Raw genomic sequence first — 24,838 nt, forward strand, 5'->3', positions numbered from 1 at the left:
GTCACTGACGTCGGTGTAATGACAGGCCGGCCGCCCGCAATTGAAGTCAGCGGCTTGTCGAAGAAGGTCGCGGACGCCAGCGGCGAGCTGACCATCCTGCAAGAGATTGATTTTACCGTGCAACCGGCAGAGACGCTCGCGCTCGTCGGCGCTTCCGGCTCGGGCAAGTCGACGCTGCTTGGGCTGCTGGCAGGCCTGGACACGCCGTCGTCCGGCACCGTGCGCCTGGATGGCACCGACATCTTCGCGCTCGATGAAGATGGGCGCGCGGCGTTTCGCAAGGCCAAGCTGGGCTTCGTATTCCAGTCATTCCAGCTGCTCACGCACCTGAACGCGCTCGAGAACGTGATGCTGCCACTTGAATTGCGGGGGGAATCCGGTGCACGCGAGAAGGCGGCCGACATGCTGGGCCGCGTTGGCCTGGGAAGCCGCCTGAAGCATTACCCCAAATTTCTGTCGGGTGGCGAGCAGCAGCGCGTCGCGCTGGCGCGCGCTTTTGTTACGCAGCCGCCGCTGTTGTTTGCCGACGAACCCACCGGCAGCCTCGATGCCGCCACCGGCGAATCGATCATCGGGCTGATGTTCGAACTCAATCGCGAGCGTGGCTCGACGCTGGTGCTGGTCACGCACGATCCGGGCATGGCCGCGCGTTGCGGCCGGACGATCACGATCGCTGCCGGCCGCCTCGTCGGCTGATCAATCAGCGGCCTGGGCGCACTTGCGTGCACCTGCGCGTACCTGTGCGTTGAGCACTTTGCGCACGGCCGCCGGCAGCTCGCCGGCGGTCAGGCCGATCGGCCCCACGCCATCTTCCACCAGCGCGTCCGCCGCGGCGCCATGCAGCCAGGCCGCTGCCGCTGCCGCCTCTTTGCCCGGCCAGCCCTGCGCGAGCAGGGCGCCGCAGATCCCGGCCAGTACATCGCCACTGCCTGCCGTGGCCAGGCCCGCGTTGCCGGTCGGGTTGATCAGCACCGCACCATCCGGCCCGGCGATCACGGTGCCCGAACCCTTGAGAATCACGACCGCATGCATGCGCTGCGCCAGTTCACGTGCGCAGGCCAGGCGGTCGGCCTGCACCACCGACACCGTCATGCCGAGCATGCGCGCGGCTTCCAGTGGATGCGGCGTGAGCACGCTTGGGGCGCTCCGCTGCGCCAGGCGCGCCTGCAGGTCCGGGCTTGCACCGATGAGGTTCAATGCATCGGCGTCGAGCACCAGCGGGCAGTCGCTGTCGAGTGCCTTGGCCACCAGTCGCATCGCATCGACCGAGTCGCCCATGCCCGGCCCGAGCACCAGCGTACGGCCGAACAGATCCAGGTCGTCGGCGGCGCGGAACATGATTTCGGGCTGGCTGCTGTCGTAGCCGGGCGGCGTGTTCAATGCAGCGACATACACGCGACCCGCGCCCGCATACAGCGCGCCGCGCGCGGCCAGCACCGGTGCACCGGCCATGCCGTGCGCGCCACCGATCACGGCGACATCCCCGAAGCTGCCCTTGTGCGAGTTCTGACGGCGCGCCGCGAAGCAGTGTGCAAACACGGGTAGCCCGTTCATGGCGGCCGACGCAGGCGTGCTTGCCGTATCGATGCCGAGCGTGTCCACGCGCACCAGGCCTGCGTGATCGCGCCCGTCGGCCGTGTGCAGGCCCGGTTTGTCGGCCACGAACGTGATCGTGTGCGTGGCGCGCACGGCGATGCCGTCCTGTCCGATAACCGCACCGGTGTCGGCATCCAGACCGCTCGGCACGTCCAGCGCCAGGATCGGGCAGCGCAGACCGTCGAGGCCCGCGACGACCTCGCGGTACTCGCCGGTGAGCGCGCGGGTCAGGCCGATCCCGAACAAGCCGTCGACGACGAGCGCCCACTGGCCATCGGGCGGCAGCATGTCGAGCCAGCCGACCGAGCCGCTGCGCGCGCGTTCGTAGGCGGCGGCGGTTTCGCTCGAGGCGTCGTCGTTGCCTTCGCCCGGCAAGTGCAGCACGGTGGCGTTCACGCCCGCTTCGGCCAGGTTGGCCGCGACTTCAAACGCATCGCCGCCGTTGTTGCCGGGACCGGCCAGCACCAGCACTGGCGCGCCGCGCAGGTCAGTCCCTGACTCGCCCAACAGTTCAAGCGCATAGTCGGCGGCGGCCTTGCCGGCCCGGGTCATCAAGGTGCCCGGCGCCAGCGTGCTGCTGGCCGCGTGTTCGATGGCGCGCAGCTGCGCGACAGTGTAGAGAGGGTATGCCATGGTCGTTTGCGTGAATGAGAATGCCACCATTGTCGTGCATTCGCGCCAACGTTGGCGCGCCGTCCGCACTACAATGATTGCCATCATTTGGCCAGCAGAGGGAGCTTGTATGGATTGGCAGTTCTGGATCGACCGTGGCGGCACATTCACCGATATCGTGGGGCGCAGCCCGGACGGAGAACTCGTCACGCACAAGCTCCTGTCCGAGCACCCCGAACAGTACCGCGACGCGGCCGTCGCCGGCATCCGTCACCTGCTGGGCGTGGCCGCGGGCGCGCCGTTGCCGGCGGCCGGCATCGAGGCCGTCAAGATGGGTACGACCGTGGCCACCAATGCGCTGCTCGAGCGCAAGGGCGAGCCGACGGTGCTGGCCATCACGCGCGGCTACCGCGACGCGCTGCGGATCGCCTACCAGAACCGGCCACGCCTGTTCGACCGCCACATCGTGCTGCCCGAGCTGCTGTACGCGCAGGTGATCGAGATCGATGAGCGGATCGGCGCGCATGGCGACATCGTGCAGGCGCTCGACGAAGCGGCCACGCAGACCAGTCTGCAGGGGGCGTTCGACGCCGGCCTGCGCTCGCTGGCCATCGTGTTCATGCACGGTTACCGCTACACGGCGCACGAGGCGGCCGTGACCCGCATTGCGCGCGCGATCGGCTTCACACAGGTGTCGGTCTCGCACGAAGTGAGCCCGATGATGAAGCTGGTCGCGCGTGGCGACACGACCGTCGTCGACGCCTACCTGTCGCCGATCCTGCGCCGCTATGTCGACCAGGTGGCCGACGAACTGCCCGGCGTGAACCTGCAGTTCATGCAGTCCAATGGCGGCCTGACCGATGCGCGCGCGTTCCAGGGCAAGGACAGCATCCTGTCCGGGCCCGCCGGCGGCATCGTCGGCATGGTGCGTGCGAGCCGGCAGGCTGGCTTCGAGCGCGTCATCGGGTTCGACATGGGCGGCACGTCCACCGACGTGTCGCACTTCGCCGGCGAGTTTGAACGCGTATTTGAAACCCAGGTCGCCGGCGTGCGCATGCGCGCCCCGATGATGAGCATCCACACCGTTGCCGCCGGCGGCGGTTCGATCCTGCACTTCGACGGCAGCCGCTATCGCGTGGGGCCCGACAGCGCTGGCGCCAATCCCGGTCCGGCCAGTTATCGGCGCGGCGGGCCGCTGGCCGTCACCGACTGCAACGTCATGCTCGGCAAGGTGCAGCCCGATTATTTCCCGCACCTGTTCGGTCCGCGCGGGGATGAAGCGCTGGACGTCGCCACCGTGCGCCGTCGTTTCAACAGGCTGGCGGGAGAGATCGGCGTCGCCACGGGTGAACAGCCGGCACCGGAGGCCGTGGCCGAAGGCTTCATCGCGATCGCGGTAGGTAATATGGCCAACGCGATCAAGCAGATCTCGGTGCAGCGCGGCCACGACGTCACCGACTACGTGCTCACCAGTTTCGGTGGCGCCGGCGGCCAGCATGCATGTCTCGTGGCCGATGCACTGGGCATGCAGACGGTGTTCATCCACTCACTGGCCGGCGTGCTGTCGGCGTACGGTATGGGCCTGGCCGACCAGAGCGCGATGCGCGAGCAGGCCGTCGAAGAGCGGCTCAGTGATGCCGTGCTGCCGGCGCTGGCCGAACGTCTCGGTGTGCTGGGCGAGGCCGCGCGCGCGCAATTGCTGGCGCAAGGCGTGGCGCCGGAGCGCATCACGCTCGTCGAACGGGTGCACCTGCGCTACGAAGGCACCGATTCGGCGCTCGTCGTGCTTGCGGGCGACATGGCGGCGATGAGCGCGCAGTTCGAGCAAGCCTACAAGCGCCGCTATTCGTTCCTGATGCCGGCGCGCGCGCTGATCGTCGAAGCGGTGTCGGTCGAGGCCATCGGCCAGTCCGATGCACCGCCGGAGCAGCCGATGGCAACGACGACGCCGGTCGGGGAATCAGCACCGCAGGACAGCGTGCGCATGTACAGCGCAGGGCGCTGGCACGACACCGGTGTCTACGCACGCGCTGCGCTGCAGCCCGGGCACGCGGTGCGCGGTCCGGCAATCATCGCCGAAGACAATGCGACCACCGTCATCGAGCCAGGCTGGGAAGCGCGCGTGACGCCCTTCAACCATCTGGTGTTGCAGCGGGTAGAAGTGCTGCCGGAACGCCGCGCGATCGGCACCACGGCCGATCCGGTGATGCTCGAAATCTTCAACAATCTGTTCATGTCGATCGCCGAGCAGATGGGCCTGCGCCTGCAGAACACGGCGCACTCGGTCAACATCAAGGAGCGCCTGGACTTCAGCTGCGCAATCTTCGACCAGGATGGCAATCTGGTCGCCAATGCGCCGCATATGCCGGTGCATCTGGGCTCGATGGGCGAGAGCATCAAGACCGTGATCCGCGAGAACGCCGGCCGCATGCATGCGGGTGACGTGTACATCCTGAACGACCCGTACAACGGCGGCACGCACCTGCCCGACGTGACAGTGATTTCGCCCGTGTTCGACGAAGCCGGCGCCGGGATTCTGTTCTATGTCGGCTCGCGCGGCCACCACGCCGACATCGGTGGCACCACGCCGGGTTCGATGCCGCCTGACTCGAGCCATATCGAGCAGGAGGGTGTGTTGATCAACAACTTCAAATTGATCGACGGGCAGGATGGCTTGCTGCGCGAAGACGCGATACGCGCACTGCTGCTGGGCGCGCGCTACCCGGCGCGCAATCCCGACCAGAACCTGGCCGACCTGCGCGCGCAGGTGGCCGCGAACCAGAAAGGCGTCGAAGAGCTGCACAAGATGGTGGCGCACTTCGGCCTGGACGTCGTGCGCGCCTACATGGGCCACGTGCAGGACAACGCCGAAGAGGCGGTGCGGCGCGTGATCTCGGCGCTCAAGGATGGCAGCTTCCACTACCAGCTCGATAACGGCGCCCACATCGACGTCGCGATTCGCGTGGACGCCGTGGCGCGCACTGCGCAGATCGACTTCACCGGCACGTCAGGCCAGTTGCCGAACAACTTCAATGCACCGTCGGCCGTGTGCATGGCGGCCGTGCTGTACGTGTTCCGCACGCTGGTCGACGACGAGATTCCGCTGAACGCCGGGTGCCTGAAACCGCTGGAGGTCATCATCCCGCCCGGCTCGATGCTCAATCCGCACTATCCGGCGTCGGTCGTGTCGGGCAATGTCGAGACCTCGACCTGCATCACCAATGCGCTGTACGGCGCGCTGGGCGTGATGGCGGCCGCGCAGGGCACGATGAACAACTTCACGTTCGGCAACGACCGTTATCAGTACTACGAGACCATTTCGGGCGGCTCCGGCGCGGGCGACGGGTTTGACGGCACCGACGTGGTCCAGACCAATATGACCAACTCCCGCCTGACCGATCCCGAAATCCTCGAGTTCCGCTTCCCGGTGCGGCTCGAACGTTACGAGATCCGGCCCGGTTCGGGCGGGGCGGGGCGCTGGCATGGCGGCAACGGCGGCGTGCGCCGGGTGCGCTTTTTAGAGCCGATGACGGCGGCGATCCTGTCGAATAACCGGATCCATGCGCCGTTCGGCATGGCCGGCGGCGGCGAGGCAGCGCGCGGCAAAAACAGCGTCGAGCGTGCCGATGGCCGCATCGAGCCACTTGGCCATATCGGCAAGATCGACATGGCCGCGGGCGACGTGTTCGTCATCGAGACGCCGGGCGGTGGCGGTTACGGCAAGCCCTAGCACGGGGCAGCATATTGTGGCGGGCCCGCTCGCCCTGTATGCTGCACCAGCATCGATTTTTAACACTACTACGAGAGAAACCATGAAACGTGTACTGACCTGTTCCGCCGTCGCTGTGGCAATGCTGCTGACGGTGACTGCCTGCAAGCGCGCCGAAGCCCCGGCCACGCCGGCTGCTGAAACCAGCAGCGCGACCAGCACTACCGCGCCGGCCGTAGCCTCGCAACAGATCGACACCGTGGTCGGCACCGGCAAGGAAGCCACGTCCGGCGCGACCGCCGTCGTCAACTACACCGGCTGGTTGTACGAGCCGGCAGCGCCCCAGCAGCGCGGCAAGGAGTTCGATTCGTCGGTCGGCCGCGAGCCGTTCAGCTTCCAGGTCGGCGCCGGTCAGGTCATCAAAGGCTGGGACGTGGGCGTGCAGGGCATGAAAGTCGGAGGCAAGCGCACGCTGATCGTGCCGGCCGACATGGGTTATGGCGCCGGCGGCGCAGGCCCGATTCCCCCGAACGCCACGCTGGTGTTCGAGGTCGAGCTGCTCGACGTGCGCTAATTCGCGACCGGCGCCGGCGCGTTTGCGGGTGCCTTGACTGGCGCTGCTGACTGCGCTGGTGCCGGTTGTGGTGCCAATGCCGGTGCCAACGCCGGTGTCAATGCCGGGGGCAGCGCCACGCGCCGGGGTGTCGTCGCCACCGGGTCCTGTTTGGCCCCCGGGGCTTCCCGATCCCGGATCCGGTACCATGCGAGGCCCAGCAGTTCATAGGTTGCATACCACGAGCGCCGCATGCCTTCCGCGCTTGGCAGCCACGCATCGAACCCATAGTGCGGGTTATAGACGAACATTGTCGGCGCCTCGACCACATCGAGACCTTCGCGCTGAAACACATTGCGTGCGCGGTGCATGTGCATCGCATCGGTCACGAGCAAAATCCGTTTCACGCCGGCTTTGCGCAGCAGCACATTGCTATAGATGGCATTTTCGCCCGTATCGCGCGAGCGCCGTTCAATCCACTTGACCGGCACGCCGAAATCCTCGCGCAGCGCCCTGGCCATTGCATCGGCCTTGGTGTATTCCATGTCGATCGTGGCTGGATCGGCGCCGCTGCCGCCGTTGCCGCCGGTGACCAGGATGGGCAGACCGGTACGCCGCTGCAGGTGCGCGCCGTAGCGAAGGCGCGCCAGCGCTGTGTGGTCGGGAATGTCGCGGTTGTCGTATTCGCCTGCGCTGCTCAAGCGGCCTGCCGCCAGCACGACGATCGCCTCGGCACCCGCACTTTCGGGTCGCGCGAGCGGCTTGGTCAGCTGTTCCAGCGGCCCGACCAGGAAGCTCGATCCGGCATTGCTCGACATAAAGGTCAGCAGGGCCAGCCCGGTACCGGCGACGATGCGCCCGGCTTTGGGCCGGAAACGCCAGAGCACTAAACCCAGCGCGATGATGAGGAACAGGCTGGTGGGAGGCAGGAAAAGATTGCGGGGTAGGGCGTTGATTAGGTCGAGCAAAATGAAAGGCGATCGGGCCGCTGTAGTAACAATGACATCGACAGTAGACCGTAACTTGTGCAGTGCGTCAAGTTTGCGGGTTCAGGCGCGGTACCCGACGTTGAGCACGTACAGCTCCACAGGCATGGCGACGATGGCCAGCAGCATGGGCAGCATCCACACCAGTTTTTGTGTCCGGGTCATGTGCGGGTGTCGTTGCCGCTGTGCGCGATACGCCCGATAGCCGACATACGCGGCCAGCGGCGGCAGGATGAAGATCGTGATGGCGAGCCAGAGGGTCAGCACTGACAGCAGCGTCAGAAAAAGGGAGAGTAGTGCCATGGCAGGTGGTCGTGTACGGTTAAAAGATCATTCGAAGCGCGGCTGCAACGCGGGGTCGGTGCTGCACCAGCGTTGTTGCCGTGCCCACTGTGGCGGATGACTGTCCCGGGGATCGGGCACCAGCACGGCGGGCCGCAATTGCACATATCTGAGCACGGCATCGCAGTTGCCTTGCGCAGCGGCATGCTGGTACAGGGCAACCGCCAGCGCGTCCTCGCCGCGCTGTTCCAGCAGCAGCCCATACCGGTAGAACGCGGCTGGGTGGCGCGCGCCCATGGCACGTTCGTACAGCTGCGCCGCTTCACCGTCATGCTGCGGCTGCGCGCGCAGCGTATCGAGCAGGATGCCGAGGGCAGTCTCGGCGCGCCCTGCGCTGCGGCCCAGCGCCCTGCGGTACAGCGCTGCCGCCTCGACGTCGTCCTGCACATTGCCGAGCCCCAGTTCGAACGTACGGCCCAGCAGGTACAACCCGGACGGATCGTCCTGCGCCGCGGCGCGCGCCAGCCAGCTGGCAGCGGTATGGCGTTCATCGTCGTTCACCGCGCTACGCATCATGCGGGTGCCGAGTCGTATCTGGGCATCAGGCAGGCCGCCCTCGGCGGCTTGCGTCAGCCAGTACGTCGCCAGCTCGGGATCGAGGTCGTTGCCCTGGCCGTGCTGGTAGCTCCAGGCCAGGTTGGCCTTCGCCCAGCCATGCCCCTGGGCGGCAGCCTGTGCGTACCACGCGGTTGCCTTGTGTGGATCGCGCGGCACGCCAGCGCCGCGCAGGTACAGGACGCCCAGATTATTCTGTGCATGCGCATTGCCGGCCCGCCCCGCCCGTTCGTACCAGTGCGCGGCTTGTGCAAGGTCGGTCTTGACGTGGGTGCCGCGCTCGTACCATGTGCCCAGCCGGTTCTGGGCCACCGGATCGCCGCCGATCGCCTGCGCCGTCGTAGTGACAAGCAGCGCAGCATCGGGCGCCGGGGATGCGCCTGTATGGGACCATCTGAACTGCGCCTTGAGCCAGCCGCTTCGCGCCTCGCCGGTGGATACCACTGCGTGATAGGTGCAGCCGCGCAGGCTGTCGAGCGCAGCCTGATCCAGGTCGGCCCGGCCCGCAGAACCCGTCACGCGCCCTTCGACGAAGTAGCCTGGTTCGTGGATGCGCACGTCCAGCGTGGTCATGCCGCTGGCGTGCTGTGCCAGCGCATCGGCTGGCCAGACGGGGCGCTGGCAGGCGTACAGGTCAAGATCGAGCGCCGACTGAGCGTCGGCGGCGCCAGCAATGCCCGGCCCCATGATGGCGGTGGCGCCGATGGCAACGTGGAGCAGGACGGCCTGCATGCGGCTCATGCGCACGTCGTTCAACCGGCCGCAATGCCGTACTTGCGCCGCGCCGCCTGATACTCTTCGGTCAGTGTCGCCAGCCGCGGATGCTGCGCATCCTGGGCCCGGATGCCGTCGAGCAGACCAGCGGCGGTCTGGCCCAGCGGATGGTCCCAGCCCAGTTCATTAATCTGGCGCAGGATGCCGCCAGCGGTGGCGGCCATCACCTGCAGGTTGCGCGGCGCCAGATGCAGCGCTTCGCGCAGCGTCTGGACCGCGCCGCGCACGTCGCCCATATTGCGTTTTTCGTCGGCCACGCCCAGCAGGATCTGCGCCTGGGCCTTGAGCTGCTGGCCCATGTTCTCGAGCAGGTCGGCGCGGCCAGCGTCGACAAAGACCGTCATTGCCTGTTCGGGCGACACGCCGCTGCCTGCGTCGTTCACGACCGTCAGCATCACGCCGGCCGCCTGGTCGTCGAGCCGGTGCGCCAGGCATGCGCGCGCCAGTTCCAGTTTGAGGCCGGAGGACAGCGCATTGTTGGCCCGCACCGCCGACACGGCGGTCTGCAGCCCAGCCACCGCCGCGCCGCCGTTGCCGGACTTGTCGTACAGGAGCGCATTGGCATAGGCGTGGCAGGCTTCATAACCCGGCGCGGCGCGCAGTGAGCGTTCGAGGTCGCGGATCACGCCCGTGGCCTGCAGCAGATCGCCGCGCGCCACCAGCGTCTTGACCAGGCTGACGTGGTCTTCGGGATCGCGAAACGCCGAGTAGCGCGCCTTGGAGACGACCTGGCGGAACGACGTCTCGGCCACGGCCATGTCGCCTGTGGCCAGCGCAAGGTCACCCAGCGTGCGCAGCCGCCCCACGACGTGCGGGGAGATGGCCACCGCGTCGGCCAGCACGCTTTGGGCCAGTGCCGGCTCGCCACTCGATGTGAGGCAGCGTGCCAGCAGGTCGTAGGCGGCCATCAGGCGCGGATTGGCCGCCAGCAGTTCTTCGAGGATCGCGCGGGCGTCATCCAGCTGGCCCAGCGCGAGCAGCGTGCGCGCCAGGCCCAGGACCGCCCAGCCGACGGCGCGTTCGGCCAGCACGTCGCGGTAGACCGCGGCGGCCTCGGCATGTTCGCCCAGCGTCGTGTGCAGCTCGGCGCGCACGCGCGCGAAGTCGGCGGCAAAGCGCGGCTGCGCCAGCGCGCCGTCGGCGCACGCGGTAATCGCCTCGCGCAGTCTGCCTTGCGCCGCCAGTTGCCAGGCTGGGAGCAGGGCGCCGCGCCGATCGAGCGCGCGCCTGATGCGTGTGCTGATCAACTCCACCGTGAAGGGTTTGAGGAGGTAGTCGGTGGGCGCCAGTTCGGCGGCGCTGACGACCTTGTCGCGCTCGGCCTCGGAGGTGAGCATGATGAAAATGGTCGACGGCGTAATCAGCCGATGCTGGCGCAGGTCTTCCAGCAGTTGCTGGCCGTCCTGGCCTTCGCCGGCGCCGCTGGCCAGATCGTATTCGCACAGGATGATGTCGAACGCGCGCTGTTGCAACTGGCGGATCGCCGTGCCGGCATTGACCGCGTGCTCGACCTTCGTGATGCCTGCCAGGCCCAGCATGTTTTGCAGGCTGGCGCGCATGCCCGGATTGGGATCGATCACCAGCACCGCCAGGTTCGCGTTTTCTTGCATCGTCGCTCTCGTCTGCTCTGGCCGTGTACGCCGGACGGCGCACATCGCAAGATTGTCCACCGTTAAGATACCGGCAAGTGCCGAAACGATCAAGGAAACCGGTACGCTACGTGCGCGGGGTGCCAGCCGGTCGCCGATGGCGGCCCGACCAGGGGGGCGAGGCTGTATAATACCGGCCTATCTTCCACCCTAGCAGCGACGCTGCATCAACCGACTGTCCAAGCCATGTTGATTCTGCCGGGTTCCAATGCCCTGTCCGCCTTCCGTAGCCAACGCCTCCTGAGCCAACTGCAAGCTGTCGCCCCGTCGATCGCCGCCGTCCAGGGCCGTTTCTACCATTTCATCGACACCAGCGCGCCACTGTCCATCGACGATACGTCGCGCCTGTCGGCCATGCTCACCTATGGCGAGCCTGCGCCGGAGACCCTGTACGACGGCGTGACCGAAGCATTCTTCGTCATCCCGCGCCTTGGCACCATCTCACCGTGGGCCTCGAAAGCGACCGATATCGCCCGCAACTGCGGCATGGGCCACGTCCACCGCATCGAGCGCGGCATCGGCTACACCGTCGTGCTCAAGACCGGCATCCTTGGCAGCAGCTTCGGCGCGCCCAAGAAACTGGCGGACGACGAGCTGCAGGCGGTCATCGGCCTGCTGCACGACCGCATGACCGATACGGTCCTGCGCAATGCCGACGACGCGCAGCACCTGTTCAATGAACTCGAGGGCAAGCAGCTCGAGAGCATCGACGTGCTGGGTCTTGGCCGCGCCGCACTGGTGCGCGCCAACACGGAACTCGGTCTGGCGATGTCGGACGACGAAGTGGATTACTTGAACGACGCCTTCACGAAGGCGCAGCGCAACCCGACCGACGTCGAGCTGATGATGTTCGCCCAGGCGAACTCTGAGCACTGCCGCCACAAGATCTTCAATGCCGACTGGGTCATCGACGGCGAGAAGCAGAGCATCTCGCTGTTCGGCATGATCAAGAACACGCACCAGCTGAACCCGCGCGGCACCGTCGTCGCCTATAGCGACAATTCGTCGATCATCGAAGGCGCGACCGTGACCCGGTTCTTCCCGCGCGATGGCGAAGAATACGGCCCGTCGACGGAGCTCGTGCACACCCTGATGAAGGTCGAGACGCATAATCACCCGACCGCAATCTCGCCATTCCCGGGCGCCTCGACTGGCGCCGGCGGCGAGATCCGCGACGAAGGCGCAACGGGCCGCGGCGCCAAGCCGAAGGCGGGCCTGGCCGGATTCACGGTCTCGAACCTGGTGATTCCGGATGCCGTGCGACCGTGGGAAAACGCGTCGGACGTGACGGGCCAGGTGCGCTCGGATGCGCTGTACGGCAAGCCGGAACGCATCGCCTCGCCGCTGCAGATCATGATCGAAGGCCCGATCGGCGGCGCCGCGTTCAGTAACGAATTCGGCCGGCCGGTCCTGGGCGGCTACTTCCGCACTTACGAACAGAACGTCGGCGCAGCTGGCGCGGTCTATGGCTATCACAAGCCGATCATGATCGCCGGCGGTATCGGCAGCATCTCGGCCGCGCACACGCACAAGGACGAGATCCCGGTCGGCAGCCTCTTGATTCAACTTGGCGGCCCTGGCATGCGCATTGGCATGGGCGGCAGCGCCGCGTCGTCGATGGCCACCGGCACCAACACGGCCGACCTGGACTTCGACTCGGTCCAGCGCGGCAACCCGGAGATGGAGCGCCGCGCGCAGGAAGTGATCAACGGCTGCTGGCAGCTGGGTGCGCACAATCCGATCATCTCGATCCACGACGTGGGCGCGGGCGGCTTGTCGAACGCGTTCCCGGAAATCGTCAATGACGCCAAGCGCGGTGCGATCTTCAATCTGCGCAAGGTGCCGCTCGAAGAAAGCGGTCTGGCGCCGAAAGAAATCTGGTCCAACGAATCGCAGGAACGCTACGTGCTGGCGATCGCCCCCGAGAGCCTGGCGAAGTTCGCCGCGCTGTGTGAGCGCGAGCGCTGCCCGTTTGCCGTCGTCGGTACTGCGACCGAAGAGCGTCAGCTGCGCCTGCTCGACGAAGAGCAGGCCGGTGGCCCGAATGCGTCGCCAGTCGACATGCCGATGGACGTCCTGCTCGGCAAGCCGCCGAAGATGACGCGCGATGTGCAGCACGTGCAGAACACGTTCCCGCCAGTCGACCTGACCGGCATCGAGCTGGTGGAAGCAGCGCGCCGCGTGCTGCAGAATCCCACCGTGGGCGACAAATCGTTCCTGATCACGATCGGCGACCGCACGGTCGGCGGCATGACGGTGCGCGACCAGATGGTCGGCCCATGGCAGGTGCCGGTGGCCGATTGCGCCGTCACGGCAATGGCCTACGACGGCTTCCTCGGCGAAGCGATGGCGATGGGTGAGCGTACGCCGCTGGCCGTCATCGACGCTGCCGCATCGGGCCGGATGGCCGTGGCCGAGTCGATCATGAATATCGCGGCCGCCGCAATCGACGATATCTCGGACATCAAGCTGTCGGCCAACTGGATGGCGGCCTGCGGCCAGCCGGGCCAGGACGCCGCGCTGTTCGATACCGTGAAAGCCGTTGGCATGGAACTGTGCCCGGCGCTGGGCGTGTCGATCCCGGTCGGCAAGGATTCGCTGTCGATGCGTACCACCTGGAACGACGAAGGCGCAGCGAAGGCCGTCATCTCGCCGGTGTCGCTGATCGTCTCGGCGTTCGCGCCGGTGGCCGATATCCGCCGCTCGTTGACACCGCAACTGCGCACGGATGCGGGCGACACGGCCCTGATCCTGGTCGACCTGGGCCGCGGCAAGAACCGCCTGGGCGCATCGATCCTGGCGCAAGTCACCCAGCAACTGGGCGACTCGGTGCCGGACGTCGATTCGGCTGACGACCTGAAAGCGCTGTTCGGCGCAATCCAGAAGCTGAACAAAGATGGCAAGCTGCTGGCCTACCACGACCGTTCGGACGGCGGCCTGTTCGCGACGCTGGCCGAGATGGCCTTCGCTGGCCGCACCGGCGTGTCGGTCAACCTCGACATCCTGACGATGGAGAGCGGGCACGGCGCCGACTGGGGCGACGCCAAGAACTGGGCCGGCCAGGTGGCCGAGCGCCGCAACGAAATGACGCTGCGCGCGCTGTTCAGCGAAGAACTGGGCGCCGTATTCCAGGTGCGCGTGGAGGACAAGACGGCCGTCATGAACGTGCTGCGCGAAGCGAACCTGGGCGCTTGCAGCCATATCATCGGCAAGCTCAATGACCGCGGCGCCATCGAATTCACGCGCGACGCGAAAGTCATCTACAACGAAAAGCGCAGCAGCCTGCATCGCCTGTGGAGCGAGACCAGCTGGCGCATCGCCCGCCTGCGCGACAATCCGGAGTGCGCAGACGCCGAATACGACCGCCTGCTGGACGAGCACGATATCGGCATGACGCCGAAGATCAGCTTCAACCTGGACGAGGATGTCGCTGCACCGTTCATCGCGACTGGCAAGCGCCCGCGCGTGGCGATCCTGCGCGAGCAGGGCGTCAACTCGCACATCGAGACGGCCTGGGTGATGCACCAGGCGGGCTTCGCAGCGATCGACGTGCACATGAGCGACCTGATCGCCGGCCGCGCCAAGCTGGACGACTTCCATGGCGTGATCGCCGTGGGCGGGTTCTCGTACGGCGACGTGCTGGGTGCCGGCGAAGGCTGGGCCAAGACCATCCTGTTCAACCCGCAGCTGTCGGACCAGTTCGCCCGCTTCTTCGCGCGCCAGGACACCTTCGGCCTGGGCGTCTGCAACGGCTGCCAGATGATGAGCAACCTGAAGTCGATCATCCCGGGTGCGCAGGCATGGCCGAAGTTCACCCGTAACAAGTCGGAGCAGTTCGAAGCACGCTTCGGCATGGTCGAAGTGCTCGATTCGCCATCGATCTTCTTCCAGGGCATGGCCGGCACGCACGCGCCAATCGCCATCGCACACGGCGAAGGCTTTGCCGACTTTTCGCTGACCGGCGACTACGACGCGTCGATCAAGGCAATGCGCTTCGTCGACAACCGTGGCCAGGCCACCGAAACGTACCCGTTCAACCCGAACGGCTCGCCGGGTGGTCTGACGTCGGTGACCACGGCGGACGGCCGCTTCACGGTCCTGATGCCACACGCGGAGCGCGTGTTCCGCGGCGCCGTGCACTCGTGGGCACCGGAATCCTGGGGCGATGAGTCACCATGGATGCGAATGTTCCGCAACGCACGCAAGTGGGTTGGCTGATCAGCTGACTGATGCAAAAAACGCCTCCTTGGAGGCGTTTTTTTTTGCGCCGTAGCACAGCCGGGAGTCAGGTCTGACATTCGGACACGACCTCAGCCTTAGGTAAAGCACAGCCGGGGTCAGGTCTGACATTCGGACACGACCTCAGCTTTAGCCACTTCCAATGATGGCTTGTTCGGAATCAGCATCGGCGATGCCAGCGAAGCCGGACCGGTTGATTGTCGAGATCGTGTCCAATTGTCAGACCTGACCCCGGCTTTGGTTAGGTGAATGTCGAGGTCGTGTCCGAATGTCAGACCTGACCCCGGCTTTTGCGGCTCTTTAAGTGAATTTGAACGCGTGGGTGGCGTCGCCGCTCATCTTATGAGGCGTTGAGCACGAAGACGACGTCGTCGTTGCTTGACGGCTCAGGGCGCCAACCCAGTCGCGTGTAGAACTGCGCGGCTCTGGTGCGTGCGCCCGTGCTTAGTGTCACGCGTCTGAAGCCCAGCGAGAACAGCCACCCGGAAGCCCGGGCCAGCAATTCCTTGCCCAGCCCTTTTCCCTCGAAACGCGGATCGACGAACAAGGCCCAGATCGATCCGTCGATCTTGTTGGCATAGCTGAACGCGACGATTTCGTTATCGACCAGCGCCACCCAGCCGCGACCATCTCTTTCCAGAAAATCGGCGTACATCTGCGGCGTGATTCGCGTGGGGTCGCGCAAGACGTTCTCGGTCACCGCCAGGCGGATGCGGGTCATGTGCGGTATATCGTTGTACGCCGCTTCACGAAATACGGGATGCATAAACGCCAGCCTTCAAGTAAAAAGAGCGCACCCTTGGGTGCGCTCTTTGCGGTCTAGCCAGACAGTGAGTTACTGCACTTTGGCTTTCTTGACCAGGGTCTCGCGATAGGCTGCCAGCTGACGCTGCTGCAGGCCTTCGGTAACTTGCTGCTTGACTTCTTCCAGCGCCGGCACCTTGGCTGCGCGGACGTCTTCCAGCTTGATGACGTGGAAACCGAACTGCGACTTCACAGGCGTTTCGGTGATGGCGCCTTTCTGCAGGGCGACCATGGCTTTCGAGAACTCAGGCACATAGGTGGCCGCGCTGGCCCAGCCCAGGTCGCCGCCGTTCTGTGCGCTGCCGTCTTTCGACTGCTTGGCCAGCTCATCGAACTTGCCGCCGGCTTTCAGCTTGGCGATGATGCCCTTGGCATCGGCTTCGGAATCGACCAGGATGTGACGCGCGTGGTATTCCTTGTCGCCGATCAGCGCTTTCTGCTTGTCGTACTCGGCTTTGACGTCGGCATCCTTGACCGGGTTCTTCTTGACGTAGTCCGCCAGCATCGCGTTGATGATGATGCTTTGACGGGCGTTGTCGATGGCCGACTTGACGTCGGCGCGGGCGCCGATGTTCTGCTTGTCGGCTTCCTGGATCAATACTTCACGGCTGATCAGGTCTTTCTTGATCGCTTCGCGCAGGTCAGGGGAGTCCGCAGCGCGGCCCTGGGCCACGACCTGCTTGACCAGCTGGTCGACCCGAGCTTGCGGGATTGCCTTGCCATTGACGGTAGCGGCGTTCTGCGCGAGGGCAGGCACGGCAACGACTGCAATCATGGCGAACAACAGGCTGGCTGGCTTCAAAATCATCGTTGAGATCCTATATAAACTCGAAAAGTATCGCCGCAGGCGACGAATGCCGGCGTGCAGTGCGCGCGCCGGCGACAATACATCTTACTGCACCTTTGCCTTCTTGACCATTTGCTCCTGGAACGTACGCAGCTTCTCTTGCGCAAGCGTCTCGGAGATCTGTGGCTTGACCTGGTCCATCGGTGGCAGCTTGGTCGCGCGGGTGTCGTCCAGCTTGATCACGTGGAAGCCGGCATTGGTCTTGACCGGCACGTCGGTGATCGCGCCCTTGGCGAGCTTGGTGAAGCCGGCCGCGAATTCTGGCGGCATCGTGTTTGGGGTGACCCAGTCCAGATCGCCGCCGGTGTTGGCCGTGCCGGTGTCTTTCGAGGTCTTGGCGACGTCTTCAAACTTGGCGCCGCCCTTGATCTTGGCAATCGCTGCCTTGGCTTCGGCTTCGGTGCCCATCAGGATGTGGCGGACGTGGTATTCCTTGTCGCCGGTTTCTGCCTTGACCTTGTCGTAGGCAGCCTTGATCTCGGCATCGGTCACCGGGTTTTTGGCGATGTAGTCGCGCGCCAGGGCATTGACGACGATCGACTGGCGGGCGCTGTCCATGGCTTCGCGCACTTCAGGCTTCTTGTCCCAGCCTTGCTTGACAGCCTCTTGCATCAGCACTTCGCGGGCGATCAGGTCATTCTTGACGGCTTCGCGCAGCTCTGGCGAGTCCTTGCCCTGGTTCTGGGCAACGACCTGCTTGACGACGGCGTCGGCGCGTGCCGAAGGAATCGCCTTGCCGTTGACCACTGCGATGTTCTGGGCAAAGGCCGGGGCCGATGCGATGGCAACGAGGGCTAACAGCAGGCGAGCAGGCTTAAAGGTCATGTGTATTCCTGTGACGGGTTTTAACTGGACGAGAGAAGTTCAGGTGGTGTACTTATCTGTTCGATTGTCGGGCAAATTTCTTAAAACTGCCTGAAAACCCGCTTTCAGGACAGCTCGGAAGGCGCGATGGCGTTGATGGCCAGAGCGTGGATTTCCGCCTTGTTGATCATATCGTGCACGGCATCATACACAAGACGATGGCGCATGACCAGCTTGAGGCCTTCGAACCGCGAGGACACGATTTTCACCGAATAATGGCTGCCACCGGAGGCCGCGCCGGCATGGCCCGCGTGCAGGTGCGAGTCGTCGCTGATCTCGAGCAGGGTAGGGGCCAGTTCGGCTTCGAGCTGGGCGCGCATGCGTGGTTCGCGATCGCTTTTGTCTGTCAGATTGGTCATGCGTCTTCCTCCTTGATGTATTTGTAGAGCATCATCGTCTGAAGCATGATGAAGGCAAAGAATATGGCGGTAAAGCCGAACAGCTTGAAACTGACCCAGGCACCGGTATCGTTATGGAAGACCACGAACGCCATCAGCAGGTTCAGCAAACCCATGCCGACGAAGAACGCCATCCAAATGTAGCCGATGCGGTTCCAGAACGGCTCGGGCAGCTTCATGTTCGGCTCCATCACCGAGCGGATCAGGTTTTTACGATAGAACACCTGCGCGATGAATAGTCCCAGTGCGAACGCCCAGTACAGGATCGTCGGCTTCCACTTGATGAACAGGTCATCGTGGAAATAGATCGTGGCGCCGCCGGCGACGACGATCACGCCCAGCGTCAGCCACATCGCATTGTCGACCTTGCGCCCGCGCGCCAGCAGGTAACCGACCTGGCACACGGTGGCGATGATGGCCACGGCAGTGGCCAGCAGGATTGCCGACTGTGACGGCGGCACACCGCCGCCGGCAATCAGGGGGCCGAGGTACTCGACGGCCATGCGATGCGCCCAGGCCTGGTTGCTGTCGCCGTATTTATAGACGCCGAAGAACAGCAGGACGGGGAAAAAGTCGAACAGGAATTTCATCGTGCATTACTCTCAGGCGGGGTCGAACCGCATCGAGGCGGAATTAATGCAATAGCGCAGGCCGGTTGGCGGCGGGCCGTCCGGGAACACGTGGCCCAGGTGGGCGTCGCAGACGCCGCAGATGACTTCGGTGCGCACCATGCCGTGGGTGCGGTCGGTTTTTTCGATCACATTGGCCGGATCGAGCGCGCGGAAGTAGCTTGGCCAGCCGCAGCCGGAGTCGAACTTGGTGTCCGATTCAAACAGCTTCGTATTGCAGCAGACGCAGCTGTAAATGCCGTGCTCGTGGTGGTCCCAGAACTTGCCGGTGAAGGCGCGTTCGGTCGCCGCGTGGCGCGTGACTTCGTATTCCATTGGATCGAGCTGGTTGCGCCACTCGGCGTCGGTCTTGGTGACTTTGTCGGTCATGATGTGGTTTCCTCGTGTCTCGTTGGTGTGTTTATGAAGAGCAGCTCACTTCGAGATGCGCAGCCCAGTCGGGTGGCAGCTCGGCATAGGCTGCATGGTCGGGTTGTTCGTCGAACGGGCGCTCGAGCACGGCCAGCAGCGTGTGCACGCCGCTGAAGTCGCCGTTCTGTGCCTGTTCGATGGCCGTCTGGGCCAGGTAGTTGCGCAGGATGTACTTGGGGTTGACCAGGTTCATCGCGACGCGGCGGGCGGCGTCAACGCTGTGTTCGCTGCGCAGGCGGGTGCGGTAGATCGCGGCCCAGGCGTCGAACGAGGCGCGGTCGATGAACAGGTCGCGCAGCGGTTCGTCGTTCTCGGGCGCATCCACCTGCAGGTCGCCCAGCAGGCGGAAGAACAACGTGAAATCGGCGTGGTTCGCCTGCAGCAGCTCGATCGTGTCTTCAAACAGCTTGGCGTCGCCGTCCTGGCTGGCTTGCAAGCCAAGCTTGCCGTGCATCAGGATGTCCATCTGGCGCCCGAATTCGGGCCGGTAGACGGCCAGGGCTTCCTCGGCCACCTCGGGTTCGCCGATCAGCGGCAGCAGGGCATTGCCCAGCGCATAGCAATTCCAGTGGCCGACCGGCACCTGGTTGGCATACGAGTAGCGCCCGCCCTGGTCCGTGTGGTTGCAGATGTGGCGGGCGTCGAACGCTTCCATGAAGCCGAACGGGCCATAGTCGAGCGTCAGGCCCAGGATCGACATATTGTCGGTGTTCATCACGCCGTGCATGAACCCCACGGCCTGCCAGTGCGCAATCATGCGCGCGGTGCGGCGCGTGACTTCGGCCAGCAGCGCCGCGTAGGGATTGGCCTCGCTGGCGAGTTCGGGATAGAACTGCTCGATGACATAATCGGCAAGCGTGCGCAGCTCGTCCTCGCGGCCTTGCGAAGCCCAGTGCTCGAACGAGCCGAAGCGAACAAACGTCGGCGCCATGCGCGCCACGACGGCGGCCGTCTCGAGCGTTTCACGCGCGATGCCTTGCGGCGAGCCTGTCAGGGACAGCGCGCGCGTCGTCGGGATGCCCAGCGCCGCCATCGCTTCGGAACACAGGAATTCGCGGATCGACGAGCGCAACACGGCCCGGCCGTCGCCCATGCGGGAATACGGCGTGCGCCCGGCGCCCTTGAGCTGGATTTCCATCGGCCCGGCGGGGGTGGCGATGTCGCCCAGCGTGATCGCGCGGCCGTCGCCCAGCTGGCCGGCCCAGACACCGAACTGGTGGCCGGAATACACGGCAGCAAGCGGTTGCGAACGCGGCGCCACCTTGTTGCCGGTGAAGACGTCGACAAAATCGGGACGTGCGAGATCCTCGACGGTCAGCCCGATCAGGGCCGCCGCAGGTTTGCTGGCTGCAATGAAATGCGGCGCAGGCAGGGGTGTGGGCATCAGGCGCGTGTAAAACGCTGGCGGCAATTCGGCGAACGAATTGTTCAGTGCAAGTTCGTCGGCAGTGATGGCAGTCCTCGTTGACGTAGTCGGCATGGAACGATTTTACCCGACCGCGATAGTATGCGTGATCGGGCACGCCAGTCTGCGCGCGTTACATCCTGTAACGGCAGCGGGTCAGCGCGGACTGGCGCAGGTGGTGGCGCCATGACGCACCGCATCATCGAATTGCGTTGACGCCGCGCGCCATCGCGCACGACACTTTCCACGTTGCTGCTGAGCTTAATCCTCTTTACATCCCGGAGCCCACATGTCTGACTACCCGATGAGTCCCCTGCAAGGCCAGATGATGGATACACCGTTGCTGGTCTCCGGCATCATCGAATTCGCCGCGCGCCACTATGGCGATCGGGAGATCGTCTCGCGCCGCGTCGAGGGCGACCTGCACCGCTACACGTGGCGTGACGCCGCGGCTCGTTCGCGCCAGCTGGCCAATGCGCTCGACAGCCTGGGCATCGCCATGGGCGACCGCGTGGCCACGCTGGCCTGGAACGGCTACCGGCACCTGGAGCTGTATTACGGCGTCTCGGGTTCCGGCGCCGTGCTGCACACGATCAACCCGCGCCTGCACCCGGACCAGATCGCGTACATCGTCAACCACGCCGAGGACCAGGTGCTGTTCTTCGACCTGACCTTCCTGCCGATTGTCACCGCGCTGGCGCGCATCTCCACGGGCGTCAAGGCCTGGGTGGCCTTGTGCGACAGCTCGGCGCTGCCACGCGATTCCGGTATCGACACCTTGCTGTGCTACGAAGACCTGATCGGCGCGCAGCGTGATGACTACGCGTGGCCACAGTTCGACGAACGCTCGGCCGCCAGCCTGTGCTACACGTCCGGCACCACCGGCAACCCGAAAGGCGCATTGTATTCGCACCGCTCGACGGTCCTGCACGCGTATGCGTCGGCCATGCCGAACGCGCTCAATGTATCGGCGCGCGATGTCGTGCTGCCGGTCGTGCCGATGTTTCATGTGAATGCCTGGGGCTTGCCGTACTCGGTGCCGCTGTCGGGCGCCAAGCTCGTGTTTCCGGGGCCGGCGCTCGACGGACGGTCGCTCTACGATTTGTTCGAAGGCGAGGGCGTGACGTTCTCGGCCGGCGTGCCCACGGTCTGGCTGGGCCTGGTCAACCACGTCATCGAGCACGCTCTGGCGTTCTCCACGTTCCGCCGCACCGTGATCGGCGGTTCAGCCTGCCCGCCGGCGTTGATGGACACACTGATGGACCGCTTCGGCATCGAGGTCGTGCACGCGTGGGGCATGACCGAGATGTCGCCGCTGGGCACGGCCTGCACACTGAACAGCACGCACCTGGCGCTGCCGCCGGACGCGCAGCGCGCGGTACTGCGCAAGCAGGGGCACGCCATCTATGGTGTCGACATGAAGATCGTCGACGACGCTGGCGCCGAACTGGCCTGGGATGGCGTGACCTTCGGCCACCTGCTGGTCAAGGGGCCGTGGGTCGTCTCCGGGTATTTTCGCGAGGAGGGCGGCGCCGTGCTGGTCGACGGCTGGTTCCCGACAGGCGACGTGGCCACGATCGACGCCGACGGCTATCTGGCGATCACCGACCGCAGCAAGGACGTGATCAAGTCCGGTGGCGAGTGGATCGGCACCATCGATCTGGAGAACGTGGCAATGGCACACCCGGCCGTGCTGCAGGCAGCCTGCATTGGCGTGGCGCACCCGAAATGGGACGAGCGCCCGCTGCTGGTGGTCGTGCGCCGGCCCGGCATGGACGTCACGCGCGATGCGCTGATCGACTGGTTTGACGGCAAGGTGGCACGCTGGTGGACGCCCGACGACGTCGTGTTCGCTGACGCTTTGCCGGTCGGCGGCACCGGCAAGATCCAGAAGAACCGCCTGCGTGAAACGTATGCGCAGCACCGTCTGCCATCGGCGCAGGTTGCCGAAAAATAACTGTGCGACGCATTTCACGGCGGGCGGGTAAAGTTGTGTCACTTTTAACAATCTTCCACTCACAGGAATTCCCATGCGCCTGCTCATCGCCCTCATCTTCCCCTGGCTGACCTTCTTCACGATCGGCCGCCCGATCGCTGGCGTCATCTGCCTGATCCTGCAAATCACGCTGGTCGGCTGGCTGCCTGCCACGATCTGGGCCGTGTACGCACTGAGCCAGTACAAGACCGACAAGAAGATCGCCGAAGCGAGCCAGCGCGGCCAATTCTGATTGGGTAATCCCCCTCCTGGCTTGCCCGAATAACACGTTCGTTCGTTTATTTGCGGTATAGTTGGCAGCTCGGTCATTCCCACTTTCAGGAGACGAAATCGACATGAGCGCCGACTACCAGGTGCACGGCAGCGTTGCCGTCATCACGCTGAACAATCCCCCCGTCAATGGCCTCGGCCTGGTCACCCGCACGGCAGCCGTTGCCGGTATCCGGCAGGCCGAAGCCGACCCGGCCGTCACGGCCATCGTGATCACCGGCGCCGGCAAGGCGTTTTCGGGTGGTGCCGACATCCGTGAATTCAATTCGCCCAAGGCGCTCACCGAACCGTCGCTGCATACCCTGATCGCCACCGCGGAAGGCGCGGCCAAGCCGGTCGTTGCCGCCATTCACAGCGTCTGCATGGGCGGCGGCCTGGAGCTGGCGCTGGGTTGCCACTACCGCGTCGCGGCGCCGGGCGCGCAGATCGCGCTGCCTGAAGTCAAGCTTGGCTTACTGCCCGGCGCCGGCGGCACGCAGCGCCTGCCACGCGTGCTGGGGTTGGAACAAGCCCTCGACATGATCCTCAGCGGTGCACCGGTGTTGTCCGACAAGCTGGCCGGCACGCCGCTGTTCGACCGCGTGTTTGACGAAGGTACTGAACTCCTGCCAGCCGCCATCGCGTTTGCCGAATCGGTTGCCGCCGTCCGGCCACTGCCGAAAGTGCGTGACCGCGCCGTCGCGCACCCGGACGCCGCTGGCTTTCTGGCAGCGGCGCGCGCGCGTGTCGATGCGATGGCCGGGCCGTTCCCGGCGCCGCGCGAGTGTGTCGAGACGGTCGCCGCGTCGGTCACTGCCGATTCGTTCGAGGCCGGCCTGCACTTCGAGCGCGAACGCTTCATGTACCTGACCACGACGCCGGCATCGCAGGCACTGCGCCATGCGTTCTTTGCCGAGCGGGCCGCCGGCAAAGTACCGGGCCTGGCCCCGGATACCCAACCACGACCGATTGCCAGCGCGGCGGTCGTGGGCGCCGGCACAATGGGCGCCGGCATCGCGATGACCTTCGCCAATGCCGGCATCCCGGTGACCATCCTCGAGACGAAGCAGGAAGCGCTCGACAAGGGCCTGGCCGGCATCCGCACCGTGTACGAACGCAGCGTTGCCAAGGGCAAGCTCACGGCCGACAAGCTGGTGCAGCGCATGGCCTCCATCACCGGCACGCTGTCGTACGATGCGCTGGCGCAGGCCGACATCGTCGTCGAAGCGGTATTCGAAGACATGGGCGTCAAGGAGCTGGTGTTCCGCGAGCTCGACAAACTGATGAAGCCGGGCGCGATCCTGGCCACCAATACGTCGTCGCTCGACGTGAACCGCATCGCCGCATTCACGGGCAGGCCACAGGATGTGATCGGCCTGCATTTCTTCAGCCCTGCGCATGTGATGAAGCTGCTCGAGATCGTGCGCGGTGCGCAGACCGGGGCCGATGTGCTGGTCACGGCGCTGGCGCTGGCGAAAAAACTCAAGAAGACGGGTGTGGTCTCGGGCGTCTGCGATGGCTTCATCGGCAACCGCATGCTCGAGCAGTATCTGCGCCAAGCGTACGACTTGCTGGAAGAAGGCGCGCTGCCGGAACAGGTCGACCGTGCGATCGAAGCGTTCGGCTTCGCGATGGGGCCATTCCGCATGAGCGACCTGGCGGGCAACGACATCGGCTGGCATATCCGCAAGCGGCGTGCGATCGAGTCACCAGACTTTGCTTATTCGAAGCTGCCGGACCGCCTGTGCGAACAGGGCCGCTTCGGGCAAAAGACGGGCGCGGGCTGGTATGACTACCAGGCGGGCGCGCGGGCGGCAACGCCCTCAGGCACCGTCGACGCGATGGTGACGCAGTACTCGGACGAGATCGGGGTCGAGCGCCGCGCCATCCCGGACGCTGAAATCGTCGAGCGGCTCGTGTATGCGCTGGTCAATGAGGGTGCCAAGATCCTCGAAGAAGGCATCGCATTGCGGGCGTCCGACATCGACATGGTCTACCTGAGCGGCTACGGCTTCCCGCTGCACCGTGGCGGGCCGATGCTGTATGCCGACATGGTCGGGTTGCCGGCCGTGCTGGCGGCGATCGAAGGCTTTGCGCGCGGGCGCAGTGGGGAGGCGTGGACGCCGGCGCCGCTGCTGGTGCAGCTGGCCGCGGCGAATGGCGCGTTCAACGCCTGAAGTTAACACGGTTCGAAGCGTGGAAGGCGCCGCCTTCCACGCT

At 65.3% G+C, this 24,838-nt stretch carries 19 protein-coding genes; 7 read left to right on the forward strand and 12 right to left on the reverse strand.

From position 1 onward, the window contains the following. The first annotated feature begins 18 nt into the window (after window positions 1-18). A complete protein-coding gene (locus tag AC56LY_RS07780) occupies window positions 19-696 on the forward strand; it encodes an ABC transporter ATP-binding protein (RefSeq protein ID WP_499581990.1) in 678 nt (225 codons plus the stop codon). Here the strand turns inward: AC56LY_RS07780 and AC56LY_RS07785 are convergent, their stop codons facing one another. Further along, a complete protein-coding gene (locus tag AC56LY_RS07785; protein ID WP_499578084.1) occupies window positions 697-2,229 on the reverse strand; it encodes an NAD(P)H-hydrate dehydratase in 1,533 nt (510 codons plus the stop codon). A 109-nt stretch (window positions 2,230-2,338) separates the two neighbouring features. On the opposite strand from AC56LY_RS07785, the gene AC56LY_RS07790 reads away from it, so the two are divergent. Further along, entirely contained in the window at window positions 2,339-5,938 is a 3,600-nt protein-coding gene (locus AC56LY_RS07790) for a hydantoinase B/oxoprolinase family protein (protein ID WP_499578085.1), read from the forward strand. Window positions 5,939-6,020: 82 nt separating this feature from the next. Continuing rightward, the gene (locus AC56LY_RS07795; protein WP_499578086.1) at window positions 6,021-6,491 is read left to right on the forward strand and encodes an FKBP-type peptidyl-prolyl cis-trans isomerase; all 471 of its coding nucleotides are present in this window, start codon (window positions 6,021-6,023) and stop codon (window positions 6,489-6,491) included. On the opposite strand, the gene AC56LY_RS07800 is transcribed toward AC56LY_RS07795, so the two are convergent. The 4 genes from AC56LY_RS07800 to AC56LY_RS07815 form a co-directional block, all read right to left on the reverse strand. Then, complete coding sequence (locus AC56LY_RS07800; RefSeq protein ID WP_499578088.1) at window positions 6,488-7,438, reverse strand: YdcF family protein; 951 nt, start codon at window positions 7,436-7,438, stop codon at window positions 6,488-6,490. The genes AC56LY_RS07795 and AC56LY_RS07800 overlap by 4 nt on opposite strands. 81 nt (window positions 7,439-7,519) lie before the next feature. Next, window positions 7,520-7,759, reverse strand: coding sequence for a hypothetical protein (locus AC56LY_RS07805; protein WP_499578089.1), 240 nt, complete (start codon window positions 7,757-7,759; stop codon window positions 7,520-7,522). Between the two features lie 27 nt (window positions 7,760-7,786). Next, window positions 7,787-9,094 (reverse strand): energy transducer TonB, encoded by a 1,308-nt coding sequence (locus AC56LY_RS07810; RefSeq protein WP_499578090.1) that lies wholly within the window; start codon window positions 9,092-9,094, stop codon window positions 7,787-7,789. 11 nt (window positions 9,095-9,105) lie between these two features. Next, window positions 9,106-10,737 carry a response regulator gene (locus AC56LY_RS07815; protein ID WP_499578092.1) on the reverse strand — a complete coding sequence of 544 codons (1,632 nt, stop codon included), beginning with the start codon at window positions 10,735-10,737 and terminating at the stop codon, window positions 9,106-9,108. A 225-nt stretch (window positions 10,738-10,962) separates the two neighbouring features. Between AC56LY_RS07815 and purL the strand changes: the two genes are divergently transcribed. Beyond that, a complete protein-coding gene (gene purL, locus AC56LY_RS07820; RefSeq protein WP_499578093.1) occupies window positions 10,963-14,994 on the forward strand; it encodes a phosphoribosylformylglycinamidine synthase in 4,032 nt (1,343 codons plus the stop codon). A gap of 361 nt (window positions 14,995-15,355) precedes the next feature. Here the strand turns inward: purL and AC56LY_RS07825 are convergent, their stop codons facing one another. The 7 genes from AC56LY_RS07825 to AC56LY_RS07855 all read right to left on the reverse strand — a co-directional run bounded on the left by AC56LY_RS07825 (window position 15,356) and on the right by AC56LY_RS07855 (window position 20,448). Beyond that, a complete protein-coding gene (locus AC56LY_RS07825; protein ID WP_499578094.1) occupies window positions 15,356-15,736 on the reverse strand; it encodes a GNAT family N-acetyltransferase in 381 nt (126 codons plus the stop codon). A gap of 114 nt (window positions 15,737-15,850) precedes the next feature. Next, window positions 15,851-16,627 (reverse strand): peptidylprolyl isomerase, encoded by a 777-nt coding sequence (locus tag AC56LY_RS07830; RefSeq protein WP_258834112.1) that lies wholly within the window; start codon window positions 16,625-16,627, stop codon window positions 15,851-15,853. An 84-nt stretch (window positions 16,628-16,711) separates the two neighbouring features. Further along, on the reverse strand, window positions 16,712-17,491 hold the full coding sequence (locus AC56LY_RS07835; RefSeq protein WP_499578096.1) for a peptidylprolyl isomerase: 780 nt from the start codon (window positions 17,489-17,491) through the stop codon (window positions 16,712-16,714). Between the two features lie 104 nt (window positions 17,492-17,595). Beyond that, complete coding sequence (locus tag AC56LY_RS07840) at window positions 17,596-17,889, reverse strand: BolA family protein (protein ID WP_499502162.1); 294 nt, start codon at window positions 17,887-17,889, stop codon at window positions 17,596-17,598. After that, the gene (locus tag AC56LY_RS07845) at window positions 17,886-18,518 is read right to left on the reverse strand and encodes a septation protein A (protein WP_499578097.1); all 633 of its coding nucleotides are present in this window, start codon (window positions 18,516-18,518) and stop codon (window positions 17,886-17,888) included. Before AC56LY_RS07845 ends, AC56LY_RS07840 begins: the two co-directional genes overlap by 4 nt. Before the next feature lie 12 nt (window positions 18,519-18,530). Further along, window positions 18,531-18,926 carry a peptide-methionine (R)-S-oxide reductase MsrB gene (gene msrB / locus AC56LY_RS07850; RefSeq protein ID WP_499578098.1) on the reverse strand — a complete coding sequence of 132 codons (396 nt, stop codon included), beginning with the start codon at window positions 18,924-18,926 and terminating at the stop codon, window positions 18,531-18,533. A gap of 31 nt (window positions 18,927-18,957) precedes the next feature. Then, complete coding sequence (locus tag AC56LY_RS07855) at window positions 18,958-20,448, reverse strand: protein adenylyltransferase SelO (protein WP_499578100.1); 1,491 nt, start codon at window positions 20,446-20,448, stop codon at window positions 18,958-18,960. 214 nt (window positions 20,449-20,662) lie between these two features. Here AC56LY_RS07855 and AC56LY_RS07860 point away from each other — a divergent pair, with 214 nt between their 5' ends. The 3 genes from AC56LY_RS07860 to AC56LY_RS07870 all read left to right on the forward strand — a co-directional run bounded on the left by AC56LY_RS07860 (window position 20,663) and on the right by AC56LY_RS07870 (window position 24,795). Continuing rightward, complete coding sequence (locus AC56LY_RS07860) at window positions 20,663-22,330, forward strand: 3-(methylthio)propionyl-CoA ligase (protein WP_499578101.1); 1,668 nt, start codon at window positions 20,663-20,665, stop codon at window positions 22,328-22,330. 73 nt (window positions 22,331-22,403) lie between these two features. Beyond that, window positions 22,404-22,601: a YqaE/Pmp3 family membrane protein gene (locus AC56LY_RS07865; RefSeq protein ID WP_343028176.1), complete on the forward strand. Its 198-nt coding sequence runs from the start codon at window positions 22,404-22,406 to the stop codon at window positions 22,599-22,601. A gap of 103 nt (window positions 22,602-22,704) precedes the next feature. Continuing rightward, entirely contained in the window at window positions 22,705-24,795 is a 2,091-nt protein-coding gene (locus AC56LY_RS07870; RefSeq protein ID WP_499578102.1) for a 3-hydroxyacyl-CoA dehydrogenase NAD-binding domain-containing protein, read from the forward strand. The last annotated feature ends 43 nt before the right edge of the window (window positions 24,796-24,838 follow it).

The organism is Telluria sp. ZT3P25, from assembly GCF_059685895.1.